The organism is Paenibacillus herberti (assembly GCF_002233675.1).
GTDB lineage: Bacteria > Bacillota > Bacilli > Paenibacillales > Paenibacillaceae > Paenibacillus_O > Paenibacillus_O herberti.
Map to the genome: position 1 here is coordinate 1,946,258 of NZ_NMUQ01000001.1, position 15,706 is coordinate 1,961,963.

Here is a 15,706-nt window from a genome sequence, read left to right on the forward strand (position 1 = left end):
GGCTAGCCTTACCTATCGTTGAATTAAGATGAACTCATCAAGAGACGATCGGGTGACAAGTGTAATTATAGCAGACAGGAGTGAAGTTTGGTCTTTGAAACAATACCCTCTGCTCTTTCAAACGGTAATCCGATTGGGGTCGTCCCCGCCCGTTTCCTGGCGTTTCCAGTCAGCTTCCAGCAGCCCGTATACAATATGGTCGCGATAAACTCCGCCGCTGTATTCCTCCTGTCTCAGCACTCCCTCTTGTTTGAAACCGAGTCTTTCCGCCACGGCGCAACTGCGCCGATTGTCGGCCCGTGCCCGAATCTCCACCCGGTTCAGGTCCAGTGTTGCAAAGGCGAATCGAATCATCTGGGCCGCAGCATCCGTCATGATTCCTTTGCCCTGTCGGGCAGAGTCCAGCCAGTAACCGAGCGTAGCCTTCCGGTTGCGAAAATCGAGCTCCTGGTAGCTGATCAAACCTGCTGCTTCCCGTCCGTCGAAAATCACAGCAGACATCGCTTTACCTCCCTTGTAGCGCTTACATTCAAAGCGGACATAATTTTTCATATCCGCAGCATTCTCAATCTGATGCACCCATGGCAGCCATGCTTCCAAAACGGCACGGTTCCTTTCCACGGTACGATAAAGCGCTTTAGCGTCGGCGGTACGGAGCAGCCCCAGATGCAGGCCTTTTTCAAGCTCGCAAGCAAACATTCTCGGTCCTCCAATTCATGCTCATTCCATCCCTTCCACGTATGAGATTTACCATTTTCGAACAAGATCGTGTACAATAAGACAGTATAACGTCTATATGAAATGGAGGCTGAAATCTTGAGCAAACTGCATCAGCAAATCGAACGTTACGCAGATCTGATCATCCAAGTGGGCGTCCGTATACAATCCGGCCAAAAGCTGGTCATCAACGCTTCCCTGGATTCCGTCGATCTGGTCCGAGTACTTGTTCGCAAAGCTTATAAGGCGGGAGCATTCTCCGTCAAGGTCAACTGGGTAGATGACGCGATCTCACGCGCTCGATATGAACTAGCTCCGGATGAAGCGTTCCTGGAAGAGCCAAAATGGTATGCCGCCGAGATGATGGATCTCGCTGAGCAAGGAGCTGCGATTATCAGCGTTGTATCGTCGGATCCCGACCTGCTGAAGGGCATCGCTAAGGAACGAATTACGAATCATCAGAAAACATACGGCAAAGCGCTGTCTACATACCGTCAGATGATGCAATCCGACAAATTCAGTTGGTGCGTCGTTGCTGCGCCTTCCAAAGCATGGGCTTCTAAGGTGTTCCCCGGATCAACCGAAGAGGAGCAATACACCAGCTTGTGGAACGCCATTTTAAGGGCAGTCCGCTGTGACCTCGACGATCCCGTGGCGGCTTGGGAAGAACATATTGCAAACCTGAACTCCCGTTCCCAGTACCTGAATTCGCGCAAGTTCAAAAAGCTGCATTACACCGCTCCAGGCACGGATCTGACAATCGAGCTGCCGAAAGGCCACCTCTGGGTCGCGGCTGACAGCACCAATGCAAACGGAATTCCGTTTGTTGCCAACCTGCCGACTGAGGAAGTATTCACGGCTGCTCAGGCCGATGGCGTAAGCGGTTATGTATCCAGCACGAAGCCGCTCAGCTACGGAGGCAATATCATCGACAACTTCAAGCTGACGTTCGAAAACGGCAGCGTGGTCAAGGCTGAAGCAGAGCGCGGCCTCGAAACGCTGGAAGGATTACTGGACATGGACGCTGGCGCCCGTCGCATCGGCGAGGTAGCGCTTGTGCCTTTCGATTCGCCGATCTCGCGTTCCAACATTCTATATTACAACACGCTGTTCGACGAGAATGCATCCAATCACCTCGCACTCGGCAGCGCCTACGCCTTCAATCTTGAAGGTGGCAAAGAGCTGTCGCAAGACGAGCTTGCCAAGCGCGGCCTCAATACGAGCATTACGCATGTCGATTTCATGATCGGCTCCGCCGATATGAACATCGATGGAATTACCGAAGACGGCAGCTCCGAGCCGATCTTCCGCAGCGGCAACTGGGCGTTTTAATTATAAAAGAGCGAGTGGCTAGCCGATTCCGGTTCTCCACTCGCTCTTTTTTTCTGCCCAAATATCCGAATTCCTTCAGCGTCGCTTCATTTATAAAGACATCCGGTGTCCATATGGCGCCATGATCTTGATGCCGCTGCCCACGCCCAGCTTGCGGCCCGACACGAGCCAAGCTTGCGCTGACCGCTGCAGGCTCGTCTTCACTTCATAATCGAGCGGATTCTCTTGAACCGAATGGAAAATTCGCTTTTCGGCTTGCCGGGAATATTCATTGACATCATAGATTTCAAAATGATTCTGAAACTGAATAATATTAGACTGGCTGCCGAGCAATTCAGTAAGCCCGGGATAAAGCAGCCACGACTGGCAAATAAATACGGGAGTTATGCCGCGGAAGAACGTTAGGGCTGCTTCAAATGACGCCTCGACCTCATGCGAGAGCAAGGGCTCACCTTCCGGAATATGTACATTGAGCACAATTTGCTGCTTTTCAATAACGGCGTCATCTACCCTGACCTCTTCACTCATGGCTAAGGGCTGGAATTGCAGCCGACCCAGCCGGAAAAGCTTGAGTTGTACATGCTCTTTCAACCAATCATATTGAGCGATCCCGTATTCTCCAAATTTCCGCACACAGGCCGTACACCAAATTTGAAGATCCGAAAACGTGTCAAAGTAAATCTTAGTATCGATTCCCCGCTTCTGATAAGCTTCATAGGCATCAACCGCAAATCGCACAAAGAGATACAGCATTTTGGGGCGGAAATCAGACTCGTTTTCAAGCTCCTTGAAAAAGGATTCCGAATGATTGTAAAAGGCCGTCTTGTGCTGCGAATACTCCGCTTCATCCATGTTATACGCTGCAATCAGCCCTCTAGCACCTTGATGGAGCCCAATGCCCTCGCAAAAATCATCGATTGTCATGCGCGTCCCTGCCCTCCCCAAGCAAGAAACGATAACCGATGCCTGGTTCTGTCGCGATATAGATCGGGTCGGCAGGATGATCATCCAGCTTTTTGCGCAAATGGCCAACATAAATACGGAGATAATGGCCCTCCGTCTCCAAATGCGCCGAGCCCCATACTTGGCGCAGCAACTGCTTCTGGGTCATGACTTTGCCTGCGTTGAGGGCAAGCGTTTTGAGCAGGTCGTATTCCGTCGGCGTCAGCTTGATTCGATTGCCTGATCGCTCCACCAGCCGCTGTGCCAAATCGATCGTCAGCTCTCCGAAGCGAAGTACGGGTTCTGTTGAAGCCGTACCAACCGCATGCCGAAGCGCCACGCGGATGCGAGCGACAAGCTCGCCCATGCTGAACGGTTTGGTGACATAGTCATCGGCCCCACTGTCGAGCGCCTCGATTTTATCTTCTTCCCGATCCTTGGCCGTTAGCACAATAACCGGCACCGGCGACCATTGCCGAATGCGCTTCAACACTTCCAGTCCAGGCCCGTCCGGCAACCCAAGATCGAGCAAAATAAGATCCGGATGGTTCATCGATGCTTGCAACAAACCGTCCGAGCCGGTTCCGCTTTCAAGCAGATCGTACTGATGCGCCTGGAGCGTTACTTTCAGCAGCTTGCGAATCTGTGGTTCATCCTCGATAAGCAGGATGCGCGCTCCCTTGTGGGCTTCACTCAATTTGTTCCCCTCCTTGATCCACCAGCTCCAGCTGTTCAAGCGGAAGTTCTACGGTGATAGCTGTTCCTTTGCCGCCAGCGCCGACACCGGCCGTAATCGCGCCTCCATGCAGCTCAGCGATTCCTTTGGAGATCGCCAGTCCGAGACCAGTTCCTGTCAAGTGAGCCGCATTGCCGCTGCGATAAAATTTATCAAATACTTTGGAAACATCTTCGCTTGGAATGCCGATCCCCTCGTCACGTACAATAAGCAGCACGCGATTGTCCGTCGTCCGCACTTCCAGCTCAAGCACGCTTTGTTCCGGGGAATATTTGATGGCATTGCTAATAATATTGACCATCATCTGCTCCAGCAGCACCGGATCGCCTCTCAGTAGCGGCACTGGCTCCGGCATGAGCATGACCGTTCTGCGACTACCGCGAGCCTCGCGAAGTTGGCGCAGAGCAGCGCCAATCAGCTCATCAGCGCCTACCCAGTCGCGCCGCAGCTTGAGCATGCCTCCCTCGAGCCGCACCATCCCGAGCAGGTTGCCAACGAGCCGGTTCATGCGCTGAGCACCATTGCGGATGGACTCAAGCAGCTCACGCTTCTCATTATCTGTAAAAAGGTTCCCCGATTCCAGCAAGCCGCTGCTGGAGCCGATGATTTCCGCGAGCGGTGTTCTCAGCTCATGCGACACCGAATCGAGCAGCGTTGCTCTCATACGCTCGGATTCCGCTGTCACTTGCGCCAGCCTAGCCTCTTCGCCGCGCTTGATGCGGGCCAGCGCACCTGCAGCTAGATCGCTCAGCGCCGCCAGTCGCAACCGCTCCTCCGAATCTGGCCACCCGTCTTGCTCCCGACTTCGAAAAGATACGGCCCCATGCACAGAATCCTCTGCTAACAAGGGCAAACAATACACCGGGTTATCCATCGATTGTGAGATTCCCCTATCAGCAACCTCACTGATTAACATCGCTCGCTTCGCTACCGGAAGATTTGGGTCCTCGGGATCGGCAGCTCGTGAGCGGCCTGATTCATCATGCCTTTGGAGCTCGCCTCCGGCTGTCGGAAGATAGAAAACCGTTTCCAGACCAGACATTTCCCGGATTCCACCGCCAAAGGCCCGCAATAGTGCTGGCAAGTCCGTCACATCGGACATGCTTCTGCTCATTCCGTACAAAATCGCCGTGAGACGCTCCTGCTGCCGAGCCTGTTTCACCTGTTGTTTGAGACGATCTGCAAGTCCAGCAGTCATAAGCGCCACCGCAAGATAAACAACGAAGGAAATTAGGTAACGCAGGTCGGCGACCGTAAAACTAAGTACGGGAGGTACAAAAAAGAAGTCAAAAGCAAGTACGCCCGCAATCGCCGCAAATACCGCCGGTGCTCTTCCGCCATAAACCGCGCATAACAGTACAGGAAATAAAAAAAGCAAAGCCGCGTTAACCGGCTCCATACGCAGAACGGGAAGCATCAATACCACAGTAAGCCCAGCTATGCCGAGCGTCGTAGCAGCGTAGATCCGCCAGCGCCGATTGGCCGCAGATGTTTGCATTCTATTCTGTCCTCTCTCTACCTGAATGGTATACCTATTATAGCTTAGGAGACGCCATAATCCAGCAAAATCCAATTCATCCCCTGTCCCCTTTATACAAGCTGACAGATGCATCTTTTACAAAATGTATAGCTTTGTGTGAGGGAATTATTGGTATAATGCACATGCAGTCAAATCCCAATCCTGTCAGGAGGTATGAAGTAATGAAAGCTTTTGTAAGACTTTTTGCTTGCGCCGCACTAATCTTCTCCCTGGTGCTGGGCAGCGCGCAGCCGCTGGGGCTGTCGCCTGTTCCTAACGCCGAGGCCGCTGTTTCAGGGCCGACAGATTTCGCTGGTATCATCAGTTATTTGAAAGCCAACGGTAAGCTCCCGCCTAACTTTTTGACGAAAAGCCAGGCATCCAGTAAGGGCTGGGTATCCAGCAAATGCAATCTAGCTACTGTTGCTGCGGGGTACAGTATCGGCGGAGACGTGTTCCAAAACCGCGAGGGCTTGCTGCCAGCGAAAAGCGGCCGCACCTGGCGTGAAGCGGACGCCTACTATACATCTGGCTGCCGCAACGCTTCTCGTGTGTTATATTCCAATGACGGGCTGTACTATTCAACAGACGATCATTACGCTTCCTTTAAAAAATGGTAGATAACATGTTAAAATGAGGAAAAAGGGACTTGTCCAAGCGGCAGGTCCCTTGGTCTTCCCAGCTAGGAATCAAGAAAGCAGGTGTAGCAATGAAAGAGCTTCTGCTAAATGGAAAAAAACTTGCGTCTATGGACGATGTGCATGACTTATTTGCTAGGGAATTAGCTTTTCCCGATTATTACGGCCGTAATCTGGATGCCTTGTTCGATTGCCTGCAGGATTACAGCGAGCCACCGATTCGTATCCGATGGTCGCACTATAAGGAGAGCACGGCGAAGCTTGGCAACCGTAGCGCTGAATCACTCCTAGAGCTGCTGAAGGACATGGAGACCGAAGTAGCGGGATTCACGGTTGTGGTGGAGGAATAGTGTAAAAGGCAGTCTCCGTCATCCCGGTATGAACCGGTGATGACGGAGACTGCCTTTTGTCTGTGAAAGCTGTGGCTTATGGAGAAGCCATGGCAATTTCGTGTCATAGAAGCGATTTGAAGCGGGACTAGAGTACGCTGCGGGAAGAGACGTAGCGGTCTTTCCACCAGCCGGAGTTCAGGTTGTCTATTTTAACGCCATCCGCGGAAGGTGCGTTATGGATGAACTGACCGTTCCCCATGTAGATGCCGACATGGTTAATTGCACCGTTATTGCTGCCGATTGAGTCGAAGAAGATCAGATCGCCCGTTTGCAGATTGGCACGGCTCACCGCTTTGCCCTGGAGCTTCTGAGAGCTTGTCCCCCATTTGAGATCAACGCCCACTTTATCGTAAATAAACTCAGTGAACGAGGAGCAGTCGAAGATCAGCTGGGATGTATTACGAACGCCGAATTCATACGAGACCCGTCCCATGTAGCTCTTGGCAAGCTCAACGACCTGGTTGCGCTTGGATGACGCATCTCCCGGCTGAGTTGTTTGCCCACCATCGTCTGTATGGGTCTCGTCATGCGTGGAATATTTGCTATCCGAGGAAATGAACCCGCTCTCGCCCTGCTTTGTTTGTATTTTCAGCCAGCCAGTTCCTGCATGGCCGACGACATTTACCTGCTCACTTTTTTTAAGCATACGTATTTTGGATGAATTGACGCTTGCCTGCTCCCGCATGTTTACGCCATAAGTAATTTTAGTATCATAGGATACAGCTGCGGACACCGTCTGAGTAACCGGCATCCATGTCGCTCCGATCACGCTAAACCCCAGTGTTGCACATAGCGTTGCTCCGACCAGCTTTTTCGTGACCCATATGTTGTTCATCTAGTTGTAGCCTCCTTGGGTTTGTCTGGAACACAGCATATCAGAAATGAAAGTAACTATATTTTTCCACAAAGAACAAAAAGCCAATTAGAGACTGGCTTCTTTGACCTTTGTTAGAAAAATATGAGAAAGCTCTCACATTTGGAGGCGAGGCGGTCGTAGGCTCTAAAAAGCTGTGTATTTTAGTGGAGGATCAGGTTTAGACGTTGCGGTAGCTGGACTTTTATGGCGTCCGCCTCCAGGATAGGGTAATTCAAAGAGGAATTGAATGGTGGATCACACTTCCATTTTAGTAAAGGTACGAAGGGGCCTTCCATAGTCATCTAGGGATGACTATGGAAGGCCCCTTTTGAATTTGAAGTTGATGTATTAAAAGCCTTTTTTAGAGTGCAATTTATAAAGCCCGGACCTCACTCTTCCTATTACATAAGATATTACTATAATCTGAATACTCTCATAGAACGAAGGAGACTGAAGATGAACAATAACGGCTATGAACAACAGCGAGTAAATCCAAATGGGAAGAGCATCGGCATTATACTGATTTTATTTATTCTGCTAGTTATAGTCACCCAGGCCTTTTTAACTTCAACTCAAAGCGAGGAGCCGGATCAGTTAGTTATTCTCGCTACTCAAGGCTTCGATGTTTACAACCATACAAACTACCAATTCAATTTTATTGAATCTACTATGACAAAAGTAACTCCGACCCCACTCAACATTCCAAGCCAGGGTAAAACGCATATTGAGTTACCTCTCAAATGGCAGGACACAAGCACTTCAGTTCTGTTCTTTAGTATTAAGGATAACGAGGTTCCTCCAAATCCTAATTTCCCTACAAATGCCCAAATGAGATTTACCATATCTTGCGAATATGATTTCTTTGGTGGTAAGAAATCATATGTTTTTTATTATAGTTCGAATGCCGTTCCTTTAAGATTTACTAGTACTAATACCTCGTTGAGAATTTATTATCCGGAATAATGGGACCGAATTCTGAAAAATCACATTACTACCAACTTGAATATTGTTACTACTTAGGTACCTCTAAATTTAGCTAGGGCGCACTATTCGAATGACCAGGTCCCGTTTAACAACAATCAAGCGAAGCGAGAAATCAAGCGAAGCGAGACTTGTGTTTGGCTGTTGTCAAACAGAAGGTTTCCGGGAGTTTTCGAACGACGGAAGGAGCCCGGCAATTCGCTCGTATGCGCAGTGTGGTTTCGACGATCATGAAGCAGTAGTAGGAGCTGCTCCCTTCGCTTGTCTCAGCCTTGTCGGGGCAACTGCGGCTTAGATAGGCATAAGTCGTAACCAAGTCAGTCTCGTATTGATGTGGTCATGCACAATTTGTATGATTTTTCACTCAACATGCATTCGGGCCGTGCTGATTTTTTGGATTTTGTACGATAAATCATTCAAAATGGCTGGGCATAGGCGACGAAAGCTGAGCTTTGTATGTTTTATCACACAAAGTATTGAAAAGAGGCGGCTATAAACCGAATTTTATACGATAAATCGTACAAAAAAAGTTGCGTTGCCCACGAAAGACGAGTTCAAACCCTATTCCATTCAAATCGAGAGGAGAAGCACGCCCCGATGATCCTGCACAGCGCAGAATTATTCGGACGTTTTTCATTTACCTATATAGGTACCTAAGTAGTACCTGAATATTTACAGCTATTCTTTCTGCTTACCTGCTAATCAAAGATGTTCACATTATACAAAAGAAGGCATAGCATCCTCAAATCCCTCGAGGCGCTGTACCTTCTTCTCTGTTTAGGCTTGTTCAGAAGCATTCTTCCCGATGCCATTTTCTAATTAGGTAAAAGCCCATGAGTATCCTTAAAATAAGTTCGGTTGTGTAGCATGCTTGGGTGGCCAGGAAATAGCTTAAGCGCTTCCTCGTTGTGTGTATGTGCCTTAGAATATAAGCCTAACCTGTCATAGCATAGACAGAGCTGCAGATGTGGATACCAGGTGCTGGAGGATCGGTCCGACATCCCCATCGTAGCAGGAGGCTCAGTCGTCACCGCAAGGTCATACCAGTATGCGGCGACGGTGTAGCTTCCAGCATCGAAAAGCGCATTGCCGATGGAACAGCATACCTCAGGCCGCGGCGTATCGTACGAAAGCGCCCGGAGTGCGGACTGCAAGCGCAGCTCGGGCTGGTTGAGTGCCGAATAGCAAGCTGACAGCTTTATACATGCTTGGATGTTGTCCTCCACCCAACCTTCGCCTGTCCTCAGCATCGTCTCGTAATGAATAGCAGCTTCGTCGTTATGACCATGATCTTTAAGCTCATTCGCAAAATAATAGAGATCACGAATATTAAATTCCTCGCCCTGCTCCCTCCTACTCCTATAAATGCGCAAATTCCGGTCCGTATAGGCCTTGTCCTTGTCATGCTGCACTTCGGCATCCAGATCCAAATGTTGACCATACGCATTCAAATACTCATGAACTGCCCCGATCCACTCGAATTTGCAGTCCCGCCGCACCAGGCGGTTGCGTCTCAAACTTGAGAGCGCTTCTCCCGAGGCGCTGCGACTTAACACATAAGGCATAGTGACCCGGGAAATAGCAGGATCGAGGGTTTGCTTGAGATTTTTCAGCATTACAGCATCCTTTTGATTCAAATAATCGTCTGCATCCAGCCATAAAATATAATCTTTAGTCGCCTTGGAAAATGAGAAATTACGCGCAGCGGCAAAATCATCCACCCATTCAAAGCGCTCCACCCGCGCCCCGAACGACTTGGCAATTTCCACGGTTCGATCCGTAGAGCCGGTATCCGCGATAATGATCTCGTCCGGAACCCCTTTTACGGATTCAAGTACCCGTGCAAGGACGGCCTCCTCATTTTTTACAATCATGCACAGACTTATCGTAATCAAGATCATCCCTCCTACTTAATCCGTATTCCGACGCTCAAAGGCTCATGACATCAAATCGGGACTGCTGGCAGCAGCGATTCGCAACCCCTATTAAGCCGCCGCCCTCCTCTCACGCACCAGGACAAAGGCGGAGTACATATAACACAAAAGCGAACAAATTCAGATTGCCTGAGATTCGTGTAGATTTTATCGGGATGGGGCGATAAACGGGTGACAACCAATGGACGGAAACGAGTGTTGAAGCGGAAATCCGCTCGTGGAAAACAACAGCATTCTCAATCATCCGCAGGACGTACCCGTCCTAGTCCTGATAGTGCAACTGCTAAGCGCAGAGCGATGAAGCTTCCGATACAACAGGCCGGCTCCTCAAGCAAGACAAGTCGATCCCGCAAAAAACCTGCAAAAAAGCTCAGCATATTGATGCATTCAGATAAAAAACATGTCCCAATTAAACGAAAAAAGAAATGCTCTTGCGATGGTTCCGGGTCGCATAAACCATGCAAAAAAAAATGCCACTGCTCTAAAGGAAAGAAATGCAAACGAGGTCCTGTCGGGCCAAGAGGGCCAAGAGGCTGCGATGGTCCGCAAGGTGCGACTGGGGTTACTGGGGTTACGGGAGCTACTGGAGCTGGAGCTACTGGCATTGCTGGAAGTACCGGTGTTACTGGCGCAACTGGGAGGGTGGGAGATCCTGGGACGATCGGCCCCACGGGCGTGACTGGCCCTACTGGGGCAGCGGGTTCTATTGGTACGATTGGAGCGACTGGCGCGACCGGGTCTACTGGTGAACGAGGAGCAATCGGTCCTGCTGGGAGCATTGGGCCGACTGGTGTGGACGGATCTACAGGGGCGACTGGTACCACAGGTGTCGCCGGAAATACTGGAGCTACTGGGTCGACTGGGGTCACTGGCTTTACCGGAATAACAGGGGCCGCTGGAAGTGTCGGAGCTACTGGATTAACTGGCGCGACGGGAGCCACTGGTTTAATTGGGCCTGCTGGCAGCACCGGTAACACTGGTGAAATCGGACCGATTGGCGCGACAGGGTCGACCGGTTCTACCGGCAATACTGGTTCGACTGGCAGAACCGGTGCCACTGGCTTAGCCGGAACTGCTGGTTCTACAGGGGCTACTGGATCTACCGGTTTAACTGGTAACACTGGGGCGACGGGGTCTACCGGTTTGATCGGCAACACTGGCCCCGCCGGTGGGATTGGGCCTACTGGCTTCACCGGGGCGACCGGAATCGGTTTTACTGGAGTTACAGGTATCACTGGCCCAACTGGCGTCACCGGTCTTACTGGAGCTATCGGCTCTACTGGTAGCACTGGGGCTACTGGTGAGATCGGACCGATCGGCTCCACTGGCATCACCGGAGTTACCGGAATCACAGGTACCACTGGCCCGACGGGATCTACCGGATCGACAGGCAATACGGGAGCCACTGGCTCTACTGGAAGCACAGGGGCTACTGGTGCCATCGGTGATACAGGAACTACCGGCCCTACTGGTACTACCGGCTTGACAGGAAGTACTGGTGCCACCGGAGGAGTTGGATCTACTGGCCTTACGGGAACTACTGGCTCTACTGGTAGCACAGGTTCAACTGGTGAGATCGGACCTACAGGTATGATAGGCGCTGCGGGAACTACCGGCCCTACTGGTATCACTGGATCTACTGGTCTTACCGGGATCACTGGTATGACTGGTATAACCGGAGCCACAGGAAACACTGGTGCTACTGGTGAGGCCGGACCTACAGGTATAACAGGCGCGACAGGTACTTCCGGTTCTACTGGCATCACTGGTGCCACTGGAGAACTAGGACCTACTGGCTCGACGGGCGCTATAGGATCAACCGGGGCTATTGGGAATACGGGCAACACTGGGGACATAGGAAAAACTGGTGTCACTGGGGTGACGGGACCAAGTGGCTCTACCGGTGTCACTGGTACCATTGGTGAGACCGGAGTCACTGGAATCAAGGGGACAACTGGAAATACTGGATCTACCGGGGCAACTGGTGCCACAGGGGACACTGGAAATATCGGGCCGACAGGCCCCATGGGCGTGATGGGCTCTACCGGCTCTGCTGGTTTGACCGGAATGACTGGTACCACCGGAGAGATTGGGCCTACTGGGGTAACAGGTGCGACGGGTGCTATCGGTTTGATCGGCAGCACTGGTGCGACTGGTGGGATCGGACCTACTGGAACTACTGGAGCCACTGGTTTGACGGGCAGCACTGGTGCCACCGGCGAGATCGGACCTACTGGTTCCACGGGCGCAACTGGAACTACTGGCTTTACTGGCAGTACTGGTGCCGCGGGTGAGACTGGATCGACCGGTTTTACCGGAAGTACTGGAGCCACTGGCCATACTGGCATCACCGGCGCGATCGGTTCGACTGGCTTTACTGGCAGCACTGGCGTCCAGGGTGTGATCGGACCCACTGGCGTCACTGGCGTCACCGGCGGATTAGGTCCTACCGGAGCAACCGGTTTTACCGGTGGCACCGGAAATACCGGGGCGACGGGATTAATCGGTTTTACTGGCGCAACCGGGTATACCGGAAACACTGGCCCAACCGGTGGTTTCGGGCCTACTGGTGACACCGGCGCTACAGGCTCTCCCGGAATCACGGGTGTGATCGGGCCTACTGGTTCCACGGGTGCAACTGGAATTACTGGCTTTACTGGCAGCACAGGCGTCTCAGGTGAGATTGGCTCTACCGGCGTTACGGGAGCTACAGGTATTACTGGCAGTACTGGAGTTACTGGCAACACAGGTGTAACTGGAGGCACCGGAAATACTGGGGCAATCGGGGCGACGGGTCCAGTCGGCTTTACCGGCTCCACTGGTGCTACCGGTGAGATCGGACCGACTGGCTTTACTGGGGCAACCGGAACAATAGGCTTTACTGGCGTCACAGGTCATACCGGACCAACGGGAATTACAGGTGCAACCGGAAACATCGGGCCTACCGGATCCACTGGAAATGCTGGCTTTACTGGCAGCACAGGTGCAACCGGCACTACGGGTTTCACTGGTGAGATCGGACCAACTGGCTTTACCGGGGTAACCGGAACTATCGGTTTTACTGGAGTCACCGGTCATACCGGACCAACGGGCGTCACGGGCGCAACTGGAAACATCGGGCCTACCGGATCCACAGGCGCGACAGGCTTTACCGGATTCACAGGGGCTTCAGGTGAGATCGGACCAACTGGACCAACTGGACCTATTGGCGCTACCGGTATCACTGGCGCAACTGGTGGCATCGGTCTTCCTGGGACCACCGGCATCACTGGCACCACAGGTACTACCGGAGCTACTGGACTAACAGGGGCTACTGGAGCATCGGGCTCTACAGGCAGTACAGGCGCAACCGGAGAAATCGGAACGACTGGTGTCACAGGCGAAACAGGTTCAACTGGCTTTACCGGGAGCACAGGTACGATCGGCTCTACTGGTACGACCGGCGCCACGGGTATTACCGGATTCACTGGCTCTACCGGTCTTACTGGTAACACAGGAACTACTGGAGAGGTCGGGCCTACTGGTGGCACTGGAATTACGGGAATCACTGGGCAGACTGGCAATACTGGCCCCACCGGAGCCAACGGTTTCACCGGTAGCACAGGTGCAACCGGTGAAATGGGGAATACTGGGGTAACAGGGGCGATGGGAAATACCGGTGCTATCGGCATTACGGGCGCCAATGGGGCAACAGGAAATACCGGCTCTACAGGTGCTACGGGTTCCACTGGCTTTACCGGATTCACGGGGGCTACTGGTACTTCCGGCAATACTGGCGCTACTGGTGGCATCGGGCCTACTGGGGCAACGGGCGCTACCGGCTTTACCGGACTCACAGGGGCTTCTGGTGAAATCGGACCAACTGGACCTATCGGCGCGACAGGTTCTACCGGGGTTACCGGCTCCACTGGCGACACTGGCACTCCAGGTTCGACTGGAGCGACCGGACTCACAGGAACTATTGGCAACACTGGTCCAACCGGCGCTACTGGCGACACCGGCTCTACAGGTTCGACCGGAGCGACTGGGTTCACAGGAGTTACTGGCAGCACCGGATCCACCGGCGTTACTGGCGACATCGGCTCTACTGGTGCAACTGGACCGACTGGGTTCACAGGGCCTATCGGCAGCACCGGATCAACCGGTGCTACTGGCGACACCGGTTCTACAGGTTCGACGGGAGCCACCGGACTCACAGGCACTACTGGCAATACTGGCTCAACCGGACCGACTGGGTTCACGGGGCCTACTGGTAGCACAGGAACTACAGGAACTACAGGAACTACAGGAACTACAGGAACTACAGGCATTACTGGTGCTACAGGTGACACTGGAGTAACTGGATTCACAGGAGTTACTGGCAGCACCGGATCCACCGGCGTTACTGGCGACATCGGCTCTAATGGTTCGACTGGGCCGACTGGGTTCACAGGGGCTACTGGCAGCACTGGACCAACCGGTGCTACTGGCGACACCGGTTCTACTGGTTCGACGGGAGCCATCGGACTCACAGGCACTACTGGCAGCACCGGAACGACCGGTGCCACTGGCGGCACCGGCTTTACAGGTGCGACCGGAGCGACTGGATTTACAGGGGTTACTGGCAACATTGGTCCAACCGGCGACACCGGCTCTACAGGTTCGACTGGAGCTACTGGGTTCACGGGGGCTACTGGCAGCATCGGATCAACCGGCGCTACTGGTGACATCGGCTCTTCAGGCTCGACTGGAGCGACTGGACTCACAGGAGCGACTGGCTTCACTGGTGACACCGGAGCTACGGGAGTCACCGGAGCTACTGGCAACACTGGAATCATCGGCGCTACTGGTTCGACGGGAGCGACTGGGTTCACAGGAACTACTGGCAACACTGGTCCAACCGGCGCCACTGGCGACACCGGCTCTACAGGTGCGACTGGAACGACTGGGCTCACGGGAGCTACTGGTATCGCCGGAACTACCGGCTTCACTGGCGACACCGGCTCTACAGGTGCGACTGGCGCTACTGGCAACACTGGGGTTACCGGCTCTACTGGTTCGCCCGGGGTTATGGGGGTCACTGGCGAGATCGGCTCTACAGGTTCAACTGGATCGACTGGATTCACAGGAGCGACTGGCGACACTGGCTCTACAGGTTCGACTGGAGCTACCGGGTTCACGGGCGCTATTGGCAGCACCGGATCAACCGGCGTTACTGGTGACACGGGCTCTACTGGTTCGATTGGGGCAACTGGATTCACAGGAACTACTGGTAACACTGGACTGACCGGCGCTACTGGCGATACCGGTTCTACTGGTTCGACCGGAGCGACTGGACTCATGGGAGCGACTGGCAGTACCGGTACGACCGGCGTTACTGGCGATACCGGTGAGACAGGTTCAACCGGAGCGACTGGGTTCACAGGAACTACTGGCAACACCGGAACAACCGGCGTTACTGGCGTAACTGGATCGACAGGTTCGACGGGAGTGACTGGATTCACAGGAACTACTGGCAGCACCGGATCAACCGGTGCCACTGGCGACACTGGCTCTACAGGTTCGACTGGTTCGACTGGAGTAACTGGATTCACCGGAACTACTGGTAACACTGGACTGACCGGCGCTACTGGCGATACCGGTTCTACTGGTTCGACCGGAGCGACTGGACTCATGGGAA

Annotated in this window: 11 protein-coding genes; 5 read left to right on the plus strand and 6 right to left on the minus strand. The window is 52.9% G+C overall.

Translation table 11 applies throughout. The annotated features are described in order from the left end of the window. Window positions 1-117: 117 nt before the first annotated feature. Window positions 118-699: a GNAT family N-acetyltransferase gene (locus CGZ75_RS09045; protein WP_089523868.1), complete on the minus strand. Its 582-nt coding sequence runs from the start codon at window positions 697-699 to the stop codon at window positions 118-120. Window positions 700-816: 117 nt separating this feature from the next. Here CGZ75_RS09045 and CGZ75_RS09050 point away from each other — a divergent pair, with 117 nt between their 5' ends. After that, window positions 817-2,049: an aminopeptidase gene (locus CGZ75_RS09050; RefSeq protein ID WP_089523869.1), complete on the plus strand. Its 1,233-nt coding sequence runs from the start codon at window positions 817-819 to the stop codon at window positions 2,047-2,049. Between the two features lie 90 nt (window positions 2,050-2,139). Here CGZ75_RS09050 and CGZ75_RS09055 read toward each other — a convergent pair whose 3' ends face one another. Genes CGZ75_RS09055 through CGZ75_RS09065 form a run of 3 tightly spaced genes read right to left on the minus strand, consistent with a single transcriptional unit; the run spans window position 2,140 to window position 5,225 of the window. Further along, on the minus strand, window positions 2,140-2,973 hold the full coding sequence (locus tag CGZ75_RS09055) for an acyltransferase domain-containing protein (protein ID WP_089523870.1): 834 nt from the start codon (window positions 2,971-2,973) through the stop codon (window positions 2,140-2,142). After that, window positions 2,960-3,688, minus strand: a complete 729-nt coding sequence (locus tag CGZ75_RS09060; protein ID WP_089523871.1) for a response regulator — start codon at window positions 3,686-3,688, stop codon at window positions 2,960-2,962. Before CGZ75_RS09060 ends, CGZ75_RS09055 begins: the two co-directional genes overlap by 14 nt. Continuing rightward, window positions 3,681-5,225: a DUF4118 domain-containing protein gene (locus tag CGZ75_RS09065; protein ID WP_176444737.1), complete on the minus strand. Its 1,545-nt coding sequence runs from the start codon at window positions 5,223-5,225 to the stop codon at window positions 3,681-3,683. Before CGZ75_RS09065 ends, CGZ75_RS09060 begins: the two co-directional genes overlap by 8 nt. Window positions 5,226-5,428: 203 nt before the next feature. Here CGZ75_RS09065 and CGZ75_RS09070 point away from each other — a divergent pair, with 203 nt between their 5' ends. Together CGZ75_RS09070 and CGZ75_RS09075 are read left to right on the plus strand one after the other, a co-directional pair. Beyond that, on the plus strand, window positions 5,429-5,866 hold the full coding sequence (locus CGZ75_RS09070; protein ID WP_089523873.1) for a ribonuclease domain-containing protein: 438 nt from the start codon (window positions 5,429-5,431) through the stop codon (window positions 5,864-5,866). Window positions 5,867-5,955: 89 nt separating this feature from the next. Next, window positions 5,956-6,234, plus strand: coding sequence for a barstar family protein (locus CGZ75_RS09075; protein ID WP_176444738.1), 279 nt, complete (start codon window positions 5,956-5,958; stop codon window positions 6,232-6,234). Between the two features lie 127 nt (window positions 6,235-6,361). Here the strand turns inward: CGZ75_RS09075 and CGZ75_RS09080 are convergent, their stop codons facing one another. Beyond that, window positions 6,362-7,111: a C40 family peptidase gene (locus tag CGZ75_RS09080; RefSeq protein WP_089523875.1), complete on the minus strand. Its 750-nt coding sequence runs from the start codon at window positions 7,109-7,111 to the stop codon at window positions 6,362-6,364. Window positions 7,112-7,588: 477 nt separating this feature from the next. Here CGZ75_RS09080 and CGZ75_RS09085 point away from each other — a divergent pair, with 477 nt between their 5' ends. Continuing rightward, window positions 7,589-8,095, plus strand: coding sequence for a hypothetical protein (locus tag CGZ75_RS09085; RefSeq protein WP_089523876.1), 507 nt, complete (start codon window positions 7,589-7,591; stop codon window positions 8,093-8,095). An 833-nt stretch (window positions 8,096-8,928) separates the two neighbouring features. Here CGZ75_RS09085 and CGZ75_RS09090 read toward each other — a convergent pair. Next, window positions 8,929-10,008 (minus strand): glycosyltransferase family 2 protein, encoded by a 1,080-nt coding sequence (locus tag CGZ75_RS09090; RefSeq protein WP_245850751.1) that lies wholly within the window; start codon window positions 10,006-10,008, stop codon window positions 8,929-8,931. A 681-nt stretch (window positions 10,009-10,689) separates the two neighbouring features. Here CGZ75_RS09090 and CGZ75_RS25760 point away from each other — a divergent pair. Continuing rightward, a partial coding sequence (locus tag CGZ75_RS25760) for a beta strand repeat-containing protein (RefSeq protein WP_425436459.1) occupies window positions 10,690-15,706 on the plus strand: 5,017 nt, incomplete at its 3' end.